This window comes from Planotetraspora sp. A-T 1434, assembly GCF_025420585.1.
Taxonomy (GTDB): Bacteria; Actinomycetota; Actinomycetes; order Streptosporangiales; family Streptosporangiaceae; genus JAOEGB01.
In genome coordinates this window covers 67,661-86,123 of the sequence record NZ_JAOEGB010000023.1, presented here as the reverse complement: position 1 = coordinate 86,123, position 18,463 = coordinate 67,661, and the positions used below count along the sequence as shown (strand labels likewise).

The window sequence follows — 18,463 nt, the reverse complement described above, 5'->3', positions numbered from 1 at the left end:
GCGGCGCAGCAGCGCACGTCATCGGATCTCCGCGATCCGCAATGGCAGCTCGCCGACATCGTGCTCAATGTCCGCGTCTGAGCACGCCCGGAGGACGACGTCCCAACCCTCTGGCCCTGAGCGCACGATGCTGTTGTCCCTGAAGCGAATGCCCTGGGTGCTCGTGGCATCGAGCGCCGGCACCTCGCCGAGCACGAAGCGGTTCCCTTCAACGGCGACGCCGTGGTGGACCGGGTGCGCGGAGTCGGCCCGCGCGATCCGCGGATCAACGAAGACTGCCGGCCCACCCGGTTCGACGAACTCGTTGCCGCGGACGGTCAGATCGCGCACCGGCCCGGACTCCCACCACTCACCGGCGTCGCAGGAGACGTAGACGCCGGCCATTCCCGGACGTTCGAAACGGTTCTCCTCGATCAGCACCTGCCGCCGGGTGGTCACGAGCACGCCCCGCGTCGGCACGTTGCGGAAGACGTTGCGGGCGATGTGCACGGCCGGCGTGCGGGTGACGTTCTCCACCGCGGTCCAATCGGCCAGATCACCCGGAAGGTCGGACCCGCAGGTCAGGGTGATGCTCCTGAGCGGGCGGGTGTGGTCGCGCCCGCTCGGCTGCTGCACCCCCTCCACAGTCGCCCAGGCGATCGCCTGGAGCGTCTCCCGATTGACGATCTCGATCTCGTCCCCCGGCGAGAACTGGGGCAGTCCGGCCGTTTCCCCATGTGCGTACTCGAGCTCCAACGTGCGACGATCCGGCTGACCGCCGACGCGGAGATAGGTGCCGTGCACGTTGACCGGATCGTCGTGCGGCCCGTCGAAGAGGCAATCGCGCACGACAGCACGTCCCGAGCATCCGGAGAACTGGACGAAGTCGGCGAAACCCGCCGTGTGCCGCCCGCTCCCCGGTGGAGTCCGGAACTCACAGCTCTCGATGGCGACGTCACGGCTCCCTTGTGCGACGACGCCGAAGCCGTGCAGGAACCGGAAACGAAGCCCGGATAACGTCACGCCTGAGCTGTCGAGCACGAGTGCGCCAGGATGATCGCGTGTCGTCAGGCGCATCTCGTAGACGAGACCGAGATCGGCCGGTTCCTCGCCATGGTCGTAGTCGATCCGGATCTCCCGGTGTCCCACCGCCTCGATCGACCGGACGTTCTCGAAGAGCGGGTTCGGACCACGGCGCGTCCGCCCGCTGAAAGGATCATGGATCTGGGTGTACTCCAGCGAATCGCGGCCCTCCCAGGCGACGGCCCCCGAGCCGAGGACCTCTCCGTGCCAGCGGATCGAGCGTCCTTCGACGGAGAACAGCGTGGTCTCGGGCACCCGGATCACGCGGAACGGCCACCCCGCCGCGACGCCCGCCTCCACGACCGTGGCGTCGACAACCGTCGGCACGGCGAAATCGAACTCGAGCCCGTCGATCCGCACCCTGCGCGAGTCGATGACGGCGAAGGTCGTCTGGATCCCGTGGAGGATGAGCCGGGCCCCCTCCCCCGAGATGACGAGATCATCCATCGCCTCGACGAGCAGGGCGATCGTCTTGTCGCGATATCGCGGATCGTCCCCCACCGTGTTGGAAACGTACAGCTCACGGCGTGGTGCGGCCTCCGGCCAGAGATGGTAGTCGCCCGGGGGGAACCGGAGCACCACCGGGCCTTCCAGGGAGGCGGCGGACTGGAGGGCCGCTCCGACCGCGGGCGCGGCATCGGAGTGACCACCGGGAATGGCCCCGAAGTCGGTGACGGCCAGCGATGCGGGCACCGGCACTCAGATCCCCTCTCTGACGAAATCGAGGACGAGGCGTGCGCGCCCCGCACGGTACTGCGCCCGCCGCCGGACTCCCGGGCCGCATGTCGCCGAGCCCAATCCTGTGACGCCCGCCGCCAGATGGATCCAGAGGAGCCCCTCTTCGTCGAGCTCGGCGGAGTGCCGGGCACGTTCGAGCCGCTCGGTCGACCACGGACGCACGGCGGCGTCGAATTCGTGCGGGCTCTCGATGCGCAGGCAGCCCTCGGGTACGGTCAGACTCAGCCGGCGGACCTCCGATCGGTTGCCGTTCTCCTGCGGAACGACGTAGGGCACCTGCGCCTCGCGGACCGTCATGCGATGCCGTCCGTACCAGTTGGCGGAACGGGAGTCGGGATAGCTCTCCCCCGGTCCCAGCCCGAGCCACTCGAGTACGGCAGAGCCGGGGTCGGCGGCGCGCAGCGCGAGGACGATCCCCAGCCGTGGAAGCGGGAGCCGCCATTCGCCGCGGCGCTCGATCGTGACCTCGAGACGGAGCCCGTCGCCCCGTGCGGTCCAGAGGTAGTCGACGTCGAACCCCGTGTCGAGCCCCGCGGACCCGTATCGCGCGGTGCGTCGCGCGGACGCGTCGCTCACGTGGACATCGATCGCCCGCTCGACGAGGCGGTCGAAGCCGGCCTCCCGCCAGCGGCTCTCCAGCGATGACGTCTCGCCGTTTCCGGCGAACCGGTCGTTCTCCGTCGGGGCACGCCAGACGTCGAGACCCACGTGGGCGATCGGGAAGGGCCCCAGTGCCTCCGGGTGCCCCGAATCGTCGAATCGCCGGACGAACACCGTCTCCTGTTCCCGCGCGGAAGTCCGCGCGGAAGTCGGCACAGAAGTCGGCACAGAAGTCCGCGCGGAAGCACGTCGCGGCGTGGTTGCCCGGCGCCGCTGCTGGGCCCTTGCGAGAACGTGTCCCGCTTCGACACCGGGGCTCGCGCTCCCGGTCGTCGCCGTCACCGTGAACCAGAGGTCTCCGCCGGAAGGCGCGCTCGGCTCGGCAGCGCGTACGGCGGGCGGAAGCGTGAACCGCGCGTGCGAGAGCGGTCCCACCACGGGCACGTCCAGCGGCCCGCTGCCGACGGTCTCGCCGTCCGACTCCAGTGACCAGGAGAAGACCACGTCGCCGGTGGTCGTGAAGCTCCAGCGGTTCTCCACCTCGAGGTCGCCTCCGTCGACGCGCATCCGCACGGGCGCGATGACGGCGGCGAACTCGGCCAGGGCGGGTGAGGGCGTGCGGTCGGGGAAGACCAGACCGTCGATCACGTACGACCCGTCGTGCACCGGCTCTCCGAAGTCGCCTCCGTACAGGTAGGTGCGGCGCCCATCGGGACCCTCGCCCTCCAGTCCGTGGTCGATCCACTCCCAGACGAAGCCGCCGGCCAGCCGGGGATGCGCGTCGACGATGGCCTCGTAGTCCGCCAGCCCGCCGGGGCCGTTCCCCATGGCGTGCCCGTATTCACACATGATCATGGGCAGCGCCCGCCGGCGCGCGTCCCGTGCCGGATCGGCCGACTCGGGTTCCTCGTGCCGGCCGATCGCCTCGAGTTCGTCGAAGGTCGGATACATGCGACTGTAGACGCCGGCTTCCTCGCACTCGGTGTCCTGCTCGTAGTGGACGGGCCGGCTCGGGTCGCGTTCCTTCGTCCATCGGGCGTTGGCCGCGAGATTGCGTCCCCACCCGGCCTCGTTCCCGAGGGACCACATCACGACGCTCGTCGCGTTCTTGTCACGCTCGACCATGCGCCGCATCCGGTCGAGGTACACCGCGCCCCACGCGGGGTCGTCGGACGGATTGCCGCGCCAGTCGACCAGCGAGAACCCGTGCGTCTCGATGTCGCATTCCTCCACCACGTAGAGGCCGTACCGATCACAGAGTTCGAGGAAGCAGGGATCGGGCGGATAGTGACTGGTGCGCACCGCGTTGACGTTGTGCCGCTTCATCAGAACCACGTCGCGTTCCATGGTCTCCCGCGTCACCGCGCGCCCCGAGCGGGCCTCGATGTCATGGCGGTTCACCCCGCGGAACACGAGCGGAGCGCCGTTCAGCAGGAGCCGGCCGTCCTCGACGGAGACCGTGCGGAATCCGACGTCGGCCGAGATCGTCTCGGCCTCGCCGACGATCAGGACCCGGTAGAGACGCGGCGCCTCGGCCGACCACGGTTCCACCGACGTGAGGTGGATCGTCTCGCCCGCGGGTCCCCGGACGCCGCGCTCGGGCACCTCCACCGTCACCGGTCGCGTGCTCAGCGCCTCGACCCGCAGCAGGCCGTCCCCGGTGCGGTGATCGTAGTCCGCGACGATGCGCACGTCCTGGATGCCGTGCTCAGGGCGATGCAGGAGGGCGACCGAGCGGAAGATCCCCGACAACCACCACTGATCCTGGCCCTCGACGTAGCTGGCGAAGCTCCACTGGTGCACCCGCACCGCCAGCACGTCGTCGCCCCCGGTGAGCAGGCCGGTAACGTCGAACTCGACCGTGAGCCGGCTCCCCGAGGACCGGCCGGCGGGCGAGCCGTTCACCCACACCTCGAACCACGAGTCGACGCCGTCGAACCGGAGGAGCACGCGCCCGGTGTCCCATCCGGGCGGACGCCGGACGATCCTGCGGTATTCACCGGTGGGATTCGCCTCGGGCACGCGGGGCGGGTCGATCGGGAACGGATAACGGACGTTCGTGTACGCGGGGGCGCCGTAACCGCACAGCTGCCAATGGGCGGGAACCGGGATCTCGTCCCACGTGTCACCGGGATCCGAGGGGTCCTTCCCGGTGTGCGCGGTGGGCGACCAGGCGAACCGCCAGGTGCCGTCGAGGGAGAGCACACCCGCGTCCGAGCGCGTCCGCGCGCGTGGCGGTTCCGCCCCTGTGGGCGGCGAGACGATCTCGTGGACTGCCGATCGAAAGGACGTGTCGGTAAATGTCGGCATGACCTAGCTCAGGTGGAGGGTGCGGATTTCCCACGGCCGCAGTGGGATTTCTCGCACGGACGCGGCGGGGAGACGTTCGATGGGCCGGCCGAGCAGGTCGACGGTGGTCGCGTCCTCATGCGGGCCCGCGACGGTCGCCACGGTGGGCTCCGGCGTCATGGCGACGATCCGCAGCTCTACCCCGGTGGGCACCGCGCGCAGCGCCGACACGTGGACGCCCTGGCCGGAGACCTCGATGCCCGACCGGGCCGGTGACAGCGCGGCACCCGGCTCGGCCGAACCGTGCCGCCACAGCCCTGGCGAGCGGAAGTGCTCGGCCCAGCGGACCGCGTCGGCGGCGTGCCAGCCGCCCGCGGACGGGAGGACGGCCAGATCCACGTTGATCTCGCTGCCGAGTTCCCTGCCGCCGGGGATCGGGATCTGGGACGCGGCCGGTTCGTCCCGCAGCGGGTGGACGTTGACGCTGATCGACCCGACCGAGCGGAGAAGCGTCACGGCGAGTTCCGCGCCGTCCGCGACGAGCTCGTACTCCGTGGCGCCGCGCAGCAGGACGGTCGCGTCGCCCGCGGACACGAAACCGGTGGCCGGATAAGTGGGAATCGGGAATTCCCCCCAGCCGCCCTCGTTCGTCAGCCCGCGATCGGTGACCGAGAACTGGCCCTCGGCCGAGGAGTGCGACGCGGGCCGCGGCAGGGGGACGTGCAGTCTCAGCCGATGATCGGCCACGACGTTCACGAACGACACCGACACGCGCGCGAACGGCTCGCCGGCGCGCAGCTCGACCCGCGTGCGCACCGGCATGTCCAGGATCTCCTCCGAGCGGCGGTCGGGGTCTTCGCTCAACGCGGCCGGCAGTCCGTACCGCCGGTCGATCTCGACGGCGGCGCGGACCGGTCCGGACTCCACGACCCGCACCTCGACGCTCGCCGGCACCTCGACCAGCCGATCGAAGGCCGGCGGGCCGTAGTTGTAGCTGTCGCCCCGGTCTCCCCCGTCGGCCAGACGGCCGACACCGCGCAGCACGGTCCCGTCCTGCCCGCGCACGTCGAAGGTGCCGTCTGCGAGCACCTCCACGGAGACGAGCCCGTTGTCCAGGCGGGACTCCGTCGCGCGCGGCACCGGACCGGAAGGCCCGCCTGGCGCGTCGCCCGGATCCTGGGCGATCCGCACCGCGGTGCTCCCGGAAGCGCCCACGGGAACGGGGATGAGGACGCTCCTTCTCGGCTCCGCCAGGGTCCGCACGTTCCACGGGCCCTGGTGCGCGTCGACCGCGCGGCGGAGCTCGCTCCGGAGGGCGAGCAGGTCGAACGCCGGTGTCGACGGCACCCGCGCGACCCAGAAGGTGAGACGGCCGGGGACGATCTCGTACCTGTCGATCTCCTGGCCGAACAGCTCGCGGCGGTGGATCCGCCGCAGGACCCGTTCGACGTCCGCGGCCTCCCAGACCTCGTCTCCGAGGACCACCGGCGCGCGGTCCGACTCCTGCACAAGGAGCCGTCGCCCGTCGGGGAGCGTCGCGCTGACCGCCAGCCCGTCGGACGGCGCCGCGACGTCGGTCTCGACGACGATCGTGCGCGGCGAGGTGAGGGTGTTGACGACCAGGATCGCGTCGCTCGGCACCTCCAGGGCGGCCTCGCGGACGGCCTGGTCGCGTACGGCACGACCGAGCTGCGCCGCCTCGGCGAGACGCGACGCGACTTGTTCGACCGTCTCGTCGGTGCCGGACCCGACCACCGAGTCGTGTGCGCTGGACTCGACGATGTCGCGCCAGGCCAAATCAAGAAACGGAGCCGTCCGGTCGAGAGGGACGCCGAGGGACACGCGTTCCGCCTCACCGACGATGCGCTCGGCCTCCGCCATGGCGTCCTTGAGCCGGCGGCGAATGGAGACGACCCCCGGCAGGATGTTGCCGCGGGCGTGGCTGCGGAGCTCGCCGTGGACCCACATCAGGTCACCGTCGTCCGGCAGCCCGTGGATGTACTCGCCGAGGGTGGCGACCGTGATGGGGAAGTCCGGCGAGTCGAAGCGTCGGACCAGGTCCATCAGGTCCGCACGCGGCGCCATGTGGTCGGTTCCCACCATCCCGAGGATCGGGTCGGCGCCCCAGCGGGATCGGGTGAGCGCACGGTAGTCGCTCAGCGCGCGGGGGATCTCGTCGGGGACGAGCAGCACGTCGAGGGCGTTGCCGTACCCGTCGAAGAGATATTCCGCACGCACGCTCGAACCGTCGGGGGCGACCCAGCGGAACGAGTGGCCGGTCACGCTCCCGGGCACGCCGCGCCAGAACGCGGCGTGCCGGATGCCGGCCCGCGCGAGGATCTGCGGCATCTGCGCGATGTGGCCGAACATATCGGGCAGGTAGCCGATGTCCATCGCACCGCCCAGGCGTTCCGCGCCCGCCCATCCCAGCTGGAGGTTGCGCACGATCGTCTCGCCGGTGCAGAGGAACTCGTCGAGCAGGATGAGCCAGGGGCCGAGCGCGAGCTGCCCACGCCGTACGGCCGCGCGCACGCGCTCGATGTGCTGGGGCCGGATCTCGAGGTAGTCCTCGATCGCCGCGGTCTGCCCGTCGAGGGTGAACCGGAACGCGGGGTCGGCCTCCGCCATGTCGAGCACGCGGTCGAGCGCGTCGACAAGGCGGTGGCGGAACACCTGGAAGGGCTCGTACCACTCGCGGTCCCAGTGCGTGTGGGGCACGAGGACGATGCCCGGATTCTCCGGAACGGTCATGCGTGACCCCACTTTGCCTCCGCGACGGCGGTCGTGGGCCGCCGCAGCCGGGCGAGCCCTCCCGAGGGTACGGTCAACACACTGGGCCCCCGGCCCAGGACGACGTCCCCATCGGCGACCTGCCGTCCCCTGGCGTCCCAGATCTCCAGGCCGGCCCGCACCTCGTCCCCTTCGTGCAACAGGATCGGGGGGCTGTCGTCGGCGTTCGCGACCAGCAGTTCCGTCCAGTCCCCCTCCGGGATCTTAATCGTGTGGGGCGCGTACCTCGCGACGAGGTGCCGTCCGCCGTCATGGACGCGGGCCACCGGGTACAGCAGGTCGGGACGCTCCGGCGCGAGCCTGCCGTGCAACAGCAGGTCGCGGTACTCGCGCCAGACGCCGAGCCAGAACGCCAGCGCCTCGGACTGTTCGCCGGGAAGCCCCACCAGGTCCATGGAGATCTGCGGCACGCCCAGCAGGGCGTTGATCAGGTGATGGGCGACCCGCTCCGGGCTGTCACCCTCGGCCCACATGATCGGGTCGCTGTGGATGGGCGTGCCCGGCCGCGCCAGGCGGAGGTCGAGGATGCCGACGCGGTTCTGCACCGCGTTCAGCGGGCAGTCGCCGACGCGGATCATCGAGGCGAACCGCCCCACCGCGGGGTGCACGTACGGCTCGCGGAACTCGATCAGAGGCTCGGTCCCGAGGCCTCGCAGCCGGTCGACGATCTCGGACATGGTGTCGACGGCCGCTGCCACGGACCCCGGCGCCTCCTGGTCCTCGAACTCTTCCAGGAAGTCGAGTTTCAGGCCATCCGCCGCCGTCCTCGCGATTATCTCCTCCATCCGCCCGACCAGGTAGGCGCGGGTGGAGGGGTCGCGCGGGTCCAGGACCTCAGCCTGGAGTTCCGGCCTGTCGCGGAGCGTCGAGAGCCCCAGGTGACGGGCCTTCGCCTGATGGCCCAGGAAGGGAGTGCCGACCCACCACACGGTGCGCAGCCCCCGGCCGCGCAGCGCTTCGACCAGGCCGGCCGCATCGGGGAACTTCTCCTCCGCTGCCTCCCAGTCGCCGCATGATCCGTATCCTCGCTCGTGCGAGTTCGTCTGCCAGCCGTCATCGATGATGACGGTGCCGAACCCCATCGCGACCGCGCGATCGGCCTGTGCGAGCACGGTGGCGGCTGTGACGTGCTGATGCGCGAAGTACCAGGTGCACAGGACAGGATCCTCGGCCCCCGGCGCTGCACGGTGGCCTTCCTCCCCCTGGAGCCACCGTCCCGCCTCGGGTACGGCCTCCACGAAGGATCGGCCGGATGCGTCCAGGAGCAGCCTCACGTGATCCGATGTGCCGGAGGCGCCGACCGTGACCATGATCGCGAAGTCGGCGGTCTCCTCCACGAGACCGGCCCGCACCCTCGTCACGCTCGTGCCGGCGTCGACCGCGTAGACCAGCCGTGCGACGTCGTGCGTCGCGAGCAGGGCCCCGATCGGGAGTCCCCGCAGGGCGGTCGCGTCGGACGGCTCTTCCCATGACGGCGGAATGGTGGCGTGCGGCACGGTGCTGCCGGGGCGCCACCAGGCGGCGGCGTCCGTCGCGGGAATGGTCACGGTGAAACCGAGCGGCTCGCCGAGCGTGCGGAACACGACCTCGAAGACACCGCCTCGGAGCTCACGCACGCACACGTCGGCTGAACGGGTCGCCTGCAGCCGGAGCCCGACGTCGGGCTGTCTCCCGGCCAGCACGACGGGTGTCTCGGGCGGCGCCTCCGTCCTGCCCGGCAGCCAGAATGTAACGGTCGACGGCGATGCGACGTCGGTCATTTGCTCCCCGTGAATGATATTCCGCCGATGATGTGGCGCTGGGCGATGAAGAAAAGCAGAACGCAGGGAAAGGTCACCACCAAGGCGGTGGCCATCAGGAGTGGAGTGTTCGTGCCGTTGACGGACTGGAAACCCGCCAGGGCGAGGGGCAGCGTCTTCCACCGGTCCGTCGTCAGGTAGATGGCGGCCTGGAAGAAGTTGTTCCAGTAGGACATGAACTGCAGCACCGCGGTGGCGATGATGATCGGCCGGGAAAGCGGCAGATAAATCGAGAACCAGATGCGGAACCAGCCCGCGCCGTCGATGAGGGCGGCGTCCGTCATCGCCTCCGGCAGCCGCAGGTAGAACTGCCGGTACAGGAAGATGAAGAACGCCGAGCCGAAGAAGGTCGGGACGATGATCGGCCACAGCGTGTCGATCATGTCAAGATTCTTGAACAGGATGAACTGCGGCACGATCGTCACCTCCTGCGGAAGCAGGAGCGTCGAAAGGACGATCGCGAACAGCACGCCGGATCCCCTGGCCCGAATCCGCGCGAACGCGAACCCGACCAGTGACGAGGAGAAGACCACCGCGACGACCGGCACGATCGTGCTCAGCAGTGAGTTGCGCAGATAGGCCCAGAAGGGGAACGAACCGAGTCCGTCGGTGAAATTGGACCACCGCCACTGGATCGGCCAGAGCGACACTCCCCCATGCGACACACCCTCCGGCGTTCGCAACGCGGTCGCGATCATCCAGAGAAACGGATAGACGAAGCCGATCGACCCGACCACGAGCAACGTGACCGCGAGGATCCGACCGCCGAGCGGCTCACGTCGCGGCCCACCCGCACCTTTCGCGGTCGGTGCTTTCACGGTGGGTGCTTTCACGGTCGGTGCTTTCGCGCTAGCCGACATGGACACGCCGCCTTCGCTCCCTCGGTCGTTGCGATTCGTAGTAGACCCAGAAGGCGCTTCCCCGGAACACGAGCGCCGTGAGCACCATGATCATGACGAAGAAGATCCAGGCCAGGGCCGACGCGTATCCCATCCGGAAGAAGGAGAACGCGTTCTGGTACAGGTACAGGACGTAGAAAAGGAGCGAGTCGGCCGGGCCGCCCCCGTTGTGGGTGACCACATATCCCTGAGTGAACGTCTGCATCGCGTAGATGAGCCCGGTGACCACGTTGAAGAAGATGACGGGGCTCACCTGCGGAATCGTGATGTTCCACAAAAGGCGCCATCGGTTGGCGCCGTCAAGCTCCGCGGCCTCGTAGAGGTCCTTGGAGATGTCCTGCAGGCCGGCGAGATAGATGATCATGTTTCCGCCGACCGTCCAGAGGCTCATGATTACCACGGTGGCCAGAGCCCAGTGCGCGTCGAAGAGCCATTTGGGCCCTTCGATGCCGAAGAGGCGAAGCAGCCCGTTGGCGAGACCGTAACTCGGGTTGAAGACCCAGATGAACAGCACCGCCTGCGCCACCCCGGTGACGAGCGACGGCAGATACCAGATCGTGCGGAACACATGGATACCGCGCACCTTGACGTTCATCAACAGAGCCACGGCCAGCGAGAGCACCGTCTGCAGCGGAACGCTGACGACGGCGTAGGTGAGCGTGACCTTGATCGCTTGCCCGAGATCGGGATCCGACAACGCTTCCTTGTAGTTGGCGATCCCGATGAACTTCGCCGGGTCGATGAGGTTCCAGTTCGTGAACGACAGGACCAGGGAGTACACCATCGGCCCTCCCGTGAAAAGGAGGAAGCCGACGATCCATGGCGAGACGAAGATCCAGAATGCCGCGGTGTTCCGCGAGATCCAGCGTGCTCGGACGGCCCCCCAGAGGGCGGCGCAGATGACCGCGAACACGGCGGCCAGCAGGATGACCAAGGACAGGATGGGCCTGAGTCCCACATCGATGTGCAGCCGTTCGAGTAATCCCTCGAGGCTCTGCACGATGTCCGACATGTCGATGTTCTCCCTCTACGCCGCCCGACCGACTCCAGTCGTCCTACTTGGTCGCGTCCAGCATCTTCTGGCACTGGGCCTGAAGCTCCGGCAGCACGGTCGCCGGGTCCTCGTTCCCCGAGCCGATCGCGGTGCGCGAGTTGAGGTCGGTGGAGAAGGTGCTCTCGATCTTCACCTTGTCCTTCACATAGGGCGTGGTGACCGCGTTCGTGACGGCGTCGACGAAGGCCTGGAGGTTCACTTTCGGGGCGATCGCCTTGAACGTGTCGAGCGATCCCTGGATGACCGGGACGCCGAGCGCGGACGTCGTCGTCGCCAGCAGGTTCTGCGCGTCAGGGCTCGTGCTCATGAACTTCGTGAAGGTCGTCGCCGCGGTGCGCTCTGCCTCTGTGGCCGACTTCGAGATGCCGAGGCTGTCGACCTCCATCGGCTCTCCCTTGCCGGGCATCGGCACGATGAGGAACTTCGAGGTGTCCAGCGCGGCGATCTTGGCGATGTTCCACGGCCCGAAGTCGGGCAGCATGGCGACCTTGCCGTCCGTGAACCACTGGAACATGTCCTGGCCCTGGGCGTCGGTCGGGTTCGGCGCGAACCCGTCGGGCTTCGTGGAGTCGACCACGGTCTGCGCGGCACGGATTCCGTCAGCGTTACCCATGGTGCACGTCTGGCCGTCCGGACCGTAGTAGGAACCACCCTCCGCGATCAGCCAGCCGTCGTACCACAGCGGCGCGGAGCCGTAGACCTTCTTGGCCCCCGACCCGGACGTCAACCGCTTCGCGGCGGACACGAAGTCCTGGGTGCTGATCGGCGCCGAGCCTGACGGCGCGGCGACGCCGGCCGAGTCGAACGCGGCCTTGTTGATCGCCATGACCTTGCTCTTGGCGACGAAGGGGACCGCGTAGTCGGTGCCGCCGACATTGCCGGCCTTGGCGACGGCCGCCGAATAGTAGACGCCCGGGTCGACCTTGACCGGCGTGAACGCGTTGGCGAAGCTCGGCAGCGAGGTGTTGGAGATCTGCGCCACGGTGGGGGCGTCACCGCCCGCGATCGAGGTTTGCAGCTTCTGCTCGTAGTCGCTCTGGATCCAGTTGGCCTCGACCTTGACCCCTGGATTGGCCTTCTCGAACGCCGCGATCATCGACTTGATGGTGGCGGATTCGTCGTTGTTACCCCAGAAGGCATAGGTGATCTTGGTGGTTCCGGTCCCGGTCCCGGTCCCGGTCCCGGTCCCGGTCGAGCCTCCACTCGGCTCGCTGCTACATGCGGCGAGCGCGAGGAACGAGGCGGCGGCGACGGCGGCGAGTGCCTTTCCCTGCAAGGGGATCTCCTTAGTTAGTGATCTATCGCTGCTCGCGGAGCACGACGACGCTGCCGTCGGCACCTGCGCGTACACGTGAACCGTTCGGCACGTCGACGGTGGAGGTGTGCCCGTCGTCCCAGGTCGAGGTCCAGGTCACTCCTGGTCCCGCGGTCACCTGCAACTCGGTGGCCTCCCGGCCCTCGTGCCGTACGCCGACGGTCGAACCGCCGACGAGAACTCCCCCGGCTTCGATCCACTCGCCGGCCGGAAGATGGGAGCGGGTGTGGACGACGCCCTGGTGGGCGCCCGGCTCCAACCCGGTCAGGCCGACCGCGACGTGGGCGACGTGCGTGAAGGGAACCTCCGGATAGTCCGCCCGGGAGCCGGCGAGGTACCGCATCCACCGCAACGCCTCGTCGTCCCAGCCGTACCGGAAGAACGCCTCCGGAAGATAGGTGAAGGCCTCGATGTTGGCCGGCGGCGTCGCCTCGAGGCCGGACCGGAGGAAGCCGAGGTGCGCGTTCGCGCGCTGGTCCTCGCGCATGATCCCCTTGACCGCCGGGAACCAGGTGCTCTCCAGGCGGAATCCGCCGACCGGCCCCTCGGCGGTGAAGCCCGCCGCGTAGTGCCGGTCGCCCGGCAACCACCATGTGCTCGAGAAGTGGTCGTCCAGTTGCTCCGCCCGCCCGCGGTTCCACGCGGCGAACTCCCCGTCGAGCACCGTGCCCGCGGCGGAGCCGAGCGCCCGGTGCGCCGCCCACTGGCTGGCGATCCCGTCGGCGGCGACCTGCAGGTACGGCGGTCGCTCCACCTCGTTGTAGGTGGCGGTCCCGCGGAAGATGTCCCCGCTGCCCCGTTCGCCTGCGACGCCCGTCCCAAGGGGATCATGGGCGTCGACGAACGACGTCATCGTGTTCCGCAGGAACGACGCGATCTCCGGAGCGAGCAGGAATCGGTCGTCCGCCGTCCAGCGATACTGCTCGACCGCCTTCTCGACGAGTTCGAAAGGCGCCGGGACCTCCCGCACGAAGTCGTCATCCGAGTGGTAGTCGATGGCCGCCGGCGTGCCGTCGAACTCGAATGCCCACAACGGATACCAGGCGCGGTCGCCGTTCGACGATCCTGCGAATCGCCGGAGCATCGCGAGGTTCTCGGCATCCAATCCCAGCAGGTGGGCGCCGAGCATTTGATGGGCGAGGTCTCTCGAATAGAAGAGGGGTCGGTCCGTCAGGCCGGCCCAGTAACTCGGGAGGTATCTCGGATCCCGTCCCGTCTGAACCCACTCGTACGACCGCGTTGACGCCCAATTGAAAGACTCGACAAGATCGCGCATGCTCGAATCAATCCGGACATGCCCAGAATGATCATTTCGGTCCACCCTCGCTGCTGACACCGCAGGTGGCGACTTCCTCGTCATGAAAACTCAGTGTTACAGACACGTCATAAACACGTCAACAGCAAGACAAAATCGTGCATTACAAGACGGCAACGCGACGCGTGACCCCACGACGACGGCGACGGGCTTGGCCCGCGACCCCCGCGTCGCGGATGAAGGGACGGCCGGCCCATCCCGGCCGGACACCGCGTGCGCAGGGGGCCGCGCCTCAGGGCGAGGAGGTGCCAACAGCTTCACTCGCACGTGCCAACAGCCCTCGCGTCGCACGTGCCAACAGCCCTCGCGTTGCCACGGCATCGTCACCGGAGGACGAGACCGTGGACAGACCGTGGACGAATGGTGGATGGATCGCCGGGTGGGTCTGACCGGTGCCGATGTCGAGGGACATGTCCTGGCATGCCGACGACACGCCATCGGGTTCCCCTCGGTCCAGGTGAGCGTCGCCCTCTCGGTCACCCGCCCGCATCGGCAATCAGCCGATCAGGCTAAGGGACCGCTCCTACGCGGGATCACCCTGGTGGGCTGGGACCGGTGTCACTGGGCGTGAGGGGCGGCCGTCGATCCGCGAATGATCAGCTCGGGGTCGAACATCAACTCCCCCGCCGGCACCGGTCTCCTGTTCACCAGATGCACCATGGCGGCGGAGATCGCCTGCGCGATCCGCTCGACCGGCTGCCGGACCGTCGTCAGGGGCGGGTCGACGAAGCCCATGATCTCAGAGTCGTCGTATCCGACGACGGACACGTCGCCCGGCACGGACAGACCGCGGCGGCCCGCCGTCCGGATGGCGCCAAGAGCCATGTAGTCGCTCGCCGCGACGATGGCGGTGACGCCCTGGTCGAGCAGGGTCTCGGCGGCCGACATGCCGCCTTCGACGCTGTAAACCTGGCGCGCGACGAGTCGCTGCGGATCATCGATCCCGCGTGAGCTCATCGCCTCGACGAAACCGTCGAGGCGCCGCTCGCTCGGCCGGTTCCCGGCCGGGCCGACGATCATGCCGATCTCGCGGTGGCCGAGGTTCCACAGGTGGTCGACGGCCAGCGCCGCCGCCACTTTGTCGTTCGTGGAGAAGCTGGGGGCGGGGATGCCCTCGATCGCGCCGTTCATCGAGACGAACGGGATCTGGCGTTCCTGCAGTAGCCGGTAGGGCGCCGGGTCGGCTCCGATCAGAGTGTTGCTCGCCGAGGCGAAGACCGCCCCCGCGATGCCCAGATCCATGGTGCAGATGATGAAGTCGATCTCCTGTAACCCGCCCACCGTCGTGGAGCACACGACGGCCTTGAACCCCTGAGGAGCCAACGCCGACTCGATCAGCTCGCAGAGCCGTCCGAAGAAGGGCTGGGCGAGGCCCGGGGTCAGGACGATGATGAGCTGGCTCTGTCCTCCGCGGTCATAACCCAACTCCCGGATCGCGTCCTCCACGACACGGCGCGTCCTGGCGGCGACCACACCCCGACGGTTGAGCACGCGACTGACGGTCGCTTCGCTGACCCCGGCACGAGCGGCGACGTCACTGATTCCGACCTTGGCCATAGCTCCCTTTTGATCGATACGGACGACGCTGATGTCACTATACGGCCAGACGTACCACTCGGAGTTCGGAGATGTGACCTGCCGGCTGCGTACCCGGTCGCCGCGTCCAAGAGAAACGCGGCCGGGCGTGCGCGGCGCAGCCGCGCGAGTACGGCCGGGTCGATCGCGCCGGCCGCCTCAACGGCCAGGCCGCCTTCACCGAGCACGACCAAGGCGGCGATCTCATGGGCGGCGATCTCAGGGCGGCGACGTTGGCGGGTCGTCTGCTCGAGTGTCAACGTGTTGGCAGAGTCCCGGGCTCAGCGGTGCAGGGCGGTCTCCCGCTCCATATGCGCCAGCTTCTCGGGATTGCGCACCGCGTAGAGCCCGGTGATGAGGCCGTCGTCGATGCGCACCGCCATGACGGTGTCGACCTTGTCGTTGAGCTGAAGGATCAGCGCCGGGTAGCCATTGACCTGTGCCGGCCGCAGCGACGCCGTGCCGGCGATCCTGCCCAGCACGTCGGCCACCCTGCCGGCTCCCACGACGGGCGACAGCGCGGCCGGCTTGACTCCGCCACCATCAGCCAGGAGGACGACATCCGGCGCGAGGATGTCGAGCAGGCGTTGCAGATCACCCGTTTCGACCGCCCTCTGGAACGCCTCGAGCGCACCGCGGGCCTCGGCCGGAGAAGCGACCCCGCGCGGTCGGCGCGCCGCGACGTGTGCCCGCGCCCGGTGCGCGATCTGGCGGACCGCGGCCGGGCTCTTGTCGACGGCTCCGGCGATCTCGTCGTAGTCCAGATCGAACACCTCGCGCAGCACGAACACCGCCCGCTCGGTCGGCGTGAGCGTCTCCAGCACCAGCAGCATCGCCATCGAGACGCTCTCGGCCAGCTCGACGTCCTCGGCCACGTCGGGCGCGGTGAGCAGCGGCTCGGGCAACCAGGGGCCGACGTAGGACTCCTTGCGCCGGCCGAGCGTACGCAGCCGGACGAGCGCCTGACGGGTGGTGATCCGGACCAGGTAGGCACGCTGATCCCGAACGCTGTCGAGGTCGACTCCCGCCCACCGCAACCAGGTCTCCTGCAGGACGTCCTCGGCGTCGGCGGCTGAGCCGAGCATCTCGTAGGCGACGGTGAACAGCAGGTGGCGGTGGGCGACGAACGCCTCGGTGGCCGAGTCCATAGCGGAGTCCAGAGCGGAGTCCATAGCGGAGTCCATAGCGGAGTCCATACGGTTGCCACGAGCGAAGGGCTCGGCTGTGTCCGTCGGCCGCTCGCTGCGTTCGCTCATTGCTGGTTCCTGCCTGTTCGTTCTCGACCGTGCCATGCATAAGACGCCGGCGCCCACCGCTTTGTGACACCCCGGATCGGTGACGCACGTCACATCACTGCGCTGTCACAAGGATCGGGTCGCCGGCATCTCTTGTTCGTCAGGACGCCGCAACGAACGATCCACGCGGCATGCAACGCCACGAGAGGGCACCCACCGGCGACTACCAGCCCCGCCGGTTCGGATAACGAGGAACTCCCCTGTGTGAAAGGAACGTCATGAGCTCAGCGCTTGAAACTCTTCGCCGTGACTTCGGCGGCGACATCATCGAACCGGGCGAAGCGGAGTACGAATCGGCCAGTCGCTCGGTATTGGTTTCGGGTAGTCCGGCCTACGTTCTGCGGCCCAAGAGCGTCGCGGACGTGCAAGCAGGGGTCAGATTCGCTTCCGGCGCGGGGCATCTGCTGTCCGTGCGAGGCGGCGGCCACAGCTTCGCGGGCTTCGGCACCAATGACGGCGGCGTCGTGATCGACCTCAGCAAGCTCGCGAACGTGGAGATCACCGACAAGGAACGTCACCTTGTGCGGATCGGCGGGGGCGCCACCTGGGGTCAGGTCGCGGCCGCCCTGGCCCCGCATGGCCTGGCGATCTCCTCGGGCGACACCAAGAGCGTCGGCGTCGGTGGGCTGACGTTGACCGGCGGCATCGGCTGGAAGGTCAGGAAGTACGGCCTGGCCCTGGACAACGTGGTCGCCGCTGAGGTGGTCACGGCCAGCGGAGAGATCGTGCCGGCGAGCGCGGCGGAGAACCCGGAGCTGTTCTGGGCGATTCGCGGTGGCGGCGGCAATTTCGGGATCGTGACCGCCTTCGAGTTCGCGGCACACCCGACGACAGACGTCTTCCACGGCAAGATCGCCTTCCCGGCATCGGAGGCGGCCACTGTGCTCCAGGGATGGGCGGACTACCTCCGCACCGCCCCGGAAGAGCTCACATCCATCGCGGAGTTTGCCAACCCCTTCGCCGGCGGACCTGAGGCGCCGGTCGAGATCCACGTCGCCTTCGACGGCGACGACCCAGAACTCGCCTCGAAGGCGATCGACCCGATCCGCCGGCTCGGCACGGTGATCGACGACGATGTCGCGCTGAAGCCCTACGCCGACGTACTCGTGGACGGAGCGACCCCACCGCCCGGCATCCAGCTTGTCACCCGAAGCGCCTTCGCCAACAAGGATTCGGTGCCCGAGGTCCTTCAGATCCTCGCTGAGGCCGGGGCATCGGAGCGGTCGCCGTTCATCGCCGTTCGCAGCGTCGGCGGTGCGGTATCCCGAGTCCCCGACGACGCCACCGCCTACGCGCATCGCCGAGCGGAGCTGATGTTCGTAACCACCATCGCGGGTCCGAAGCCGGTCGTCGAGGCCGCACGTCCAGCCTTGGAGGCGATCTGGGGCAGGCTCGCACCTCACGCCAACGGCGCCTACGCGAACTTCCTCGCTTCTGCCACCGAGGAGGATGTCGCCGCGATCTATAGGACGGAGACCTATGAGCAGCTCGCGGCGGTCAAGCGTCAGTACGACCCCGGCAATCTGTTCGCCGGCAACCACAACATCCGGCCTCGGTAGGCCTTGCGCACAAGCCCCGGCCAGTCCGTCGGCACTCCTCTGGACTCGCACAACATACGGCGGACATTCCGGAAGATCGTGAAGGTTGGTGTTCGGGGTGCCCGCTGGGCCTGCTTGCAACATGAGTAGGCCCTTCACCAGTCTGGGTGCCCCATCATGAACTCTAAATGGCC

11 protein-coding genes are annotated in these 18,463 nt (G+C 68.6%); 1 reads left to right on the top strand and 10 read right to left on the bottom strand.

What is annotated here, in order from left to right:
• Positions 1-18: 18 nt before the first annotated feature.
• The 10 genes from N5079_RS26420 to N5079_RS26375 form a co-directional block, all read right to left on the bottom strand.
• Positions 19-1,761 (bottom strand): right-handed parallel beta-helix repeat-containing protein, encoded by a 1,743-nt coding sequence (locus N5079_RS26420; protein WP_261586796.1) that lies wholly within the window; start codon positions 1,759-1,761, stop codon positions 19-21.
• Positions 1,762-4,605 (bottom strand): glycoside hydrolase family 2 TIM barrel-domain containing protein, encoded by a 2,844-nt coding sequence (locus N5079_RS26415; RefSeq protein ID WP_261586795.1) that lies wholly within the window; start codon positions 4,603-4,605, stop codon positions 1,762-1,764.
• 108 nt (positions 4,606-4,713) lie between these two features.
• A complete protein-coding gene (locus N5079_RS26410) occupies positions 4,714-7,440 on the bottom strand; it encodes a glycoside hydrolase family 38 C-terminal domain-containing protein (protein ID WP_261586794.1) in 2,727 nt (908 codons plus the stop codon).
• Entirely contained in the window at positions 7,437-9,239 is a 1,803-nt protein-coding gene (locus N5079_RS26405; RefSeq protein ID WP_261586793.1) for an alpha-galactosidase, read from the bottom strand. Before N5079_RS26405 ends, N5079_RS26410 begins: the two co-directional genes overlap by 4 nt.
• Positions 9,236-10,096 carry a carbohydrate ABC transporter permease gene (locus N5079_RS26400; RefSeq protein WP_261586792.1) on the bottom strand — a complete coding sequence of 287 codons (861 nt, stop codon included), beginning with the start codon at positions 10,094-10,096 and terminating at the stop codon, positions 9,236-9,238. Before N5079_RS26400 ends, N5079_RS26405 begins: the two co-directional genes overlap by 4 nt.
• Positions 10,097-10,127: 31 nt before the next feature.
• Complete coding sequence (locus N5079_RS26395; protein ID WP_261586791.1) at positions 10,128-11,189, bottom strand: carbohydrate ABC transporter permease; 1,062 nt, start codon at positions 11,187-11,189, stop codon at positions 10,128-10,130.
• Positions 11,190-11,232: 43 nt separating this feature from the next.
• Positions 11,233-12,507, bottom strand: a complete 1,275-nt coding sequence (locus N5079_RS26390) for an extracellular solute-binding protein (RefSeq protein ID WP_261586790.1) — start codon at positions 12,505-12,507, stop codon at positions 11,233-11,235.
• 22 nt (positions 12,508-12,529) lie between these two features.
• Positions 12,530-13,675, bottom strand: a complete 1,146-nt coding sequence (locus tag N5079_RS26385) for a hypothetical protein (RefSeq protein WP_261586788.1) — start codon at positions 13,673-13,675, stop codon at positions 12,530-12,532.
• Positions 13,676-14,419: 744 nt separating this feature from the next.
• Positions 14,420-15,418 carry a LacI family DNA-binding transcriptional regulator gene (locus N5079_RS26380; RefSeq protein ID WP_261586787.1) on the bottom strand — a complete coding sequence of 333 codons (999 nt, stop codon included), beginning with the start codon at positions 15,416-15,418 and terminating at the stop codon, positions 14,420-14,422.
• A 299-nt stretch (positions 15,419-15,717) separates the two neighbouring features.
• Complete coding sequence (locus tag N5079_RS26375; protein WP_261586785.1) at positions 15,718-16,608, bottom strand: RNA polymerase sigma-70 factor; 891 nt, start codon at positions 16,606-16,608, stop codon at positions 15,718-15,720.
• 341 nt (positions 16,609-16,949) lie between these two features.
• On the opposite strand from N5079_RS26375, the gene N5079_RS26370 reads away from it, so the two are divergent.
• Positions 16,950-18,290, top strand: coding sequence for an FAD-binding oxidoreductase (locus N5079_RS26370; RefSeq protein WP_261586784.1), 1,341 nt, complete (start codon positions 16,950-16,952; stop codon positions 18,288-18,290).
• Positions 18,291-18,463 lie beyond the last annotated feature (173 nt).

Coding starts and splice junctions, on each gene's coding strand:
- N5079_RS26410 (WP_261586794.1), bottom strand. CDS start 7,440: ATGACCGTTCCGGAGAATCCGGGCATCGTCCTCGTGCCCCACACGCAC.
- N5079_RS26405 (WP_261586793.1), bottom strand. CDS start 9,239: ATGACCGACGTCGCATCGCCGTCGACCGTTACATTCTGGCTGCCGGGC.
- N5079_RS26395 (WP_261586791.1), bottom strand. CDS start 11,189: ATGTCGGACATCGTGCAGAGCCTCGAGGGATTACTCGAACGGCTGCAC.
- N5079_RS26385 (WP_261586788.1), bottom strand. CDS start 13,675: ATGCTCGGCGCCCACCTGCTGGGATTGGATGCCGAGAACCTCGCGATG.
- N5079_RS26380 (WP_261586787.1), bottom strand. CDS start 15,418: ATGGCCAAGGTCGGAATCAGTGACGTCGCCGCTCGTGCCGGGGTCAGC.
- N5079_RS26375 (WP_261586785.1), bottom strand. CDS start 16,608: ATGGACTCCGCTCTGGACTCCGCTATGGACTCGGCCACCGAGGCGTTC.
- N5079_RS26370 (WP_261586784.1), top strand. CDS start 16,950: ATGAGCTCAGCGCTTGAAACTCTTCGCCGTGACTTCGGCGGCGACATC.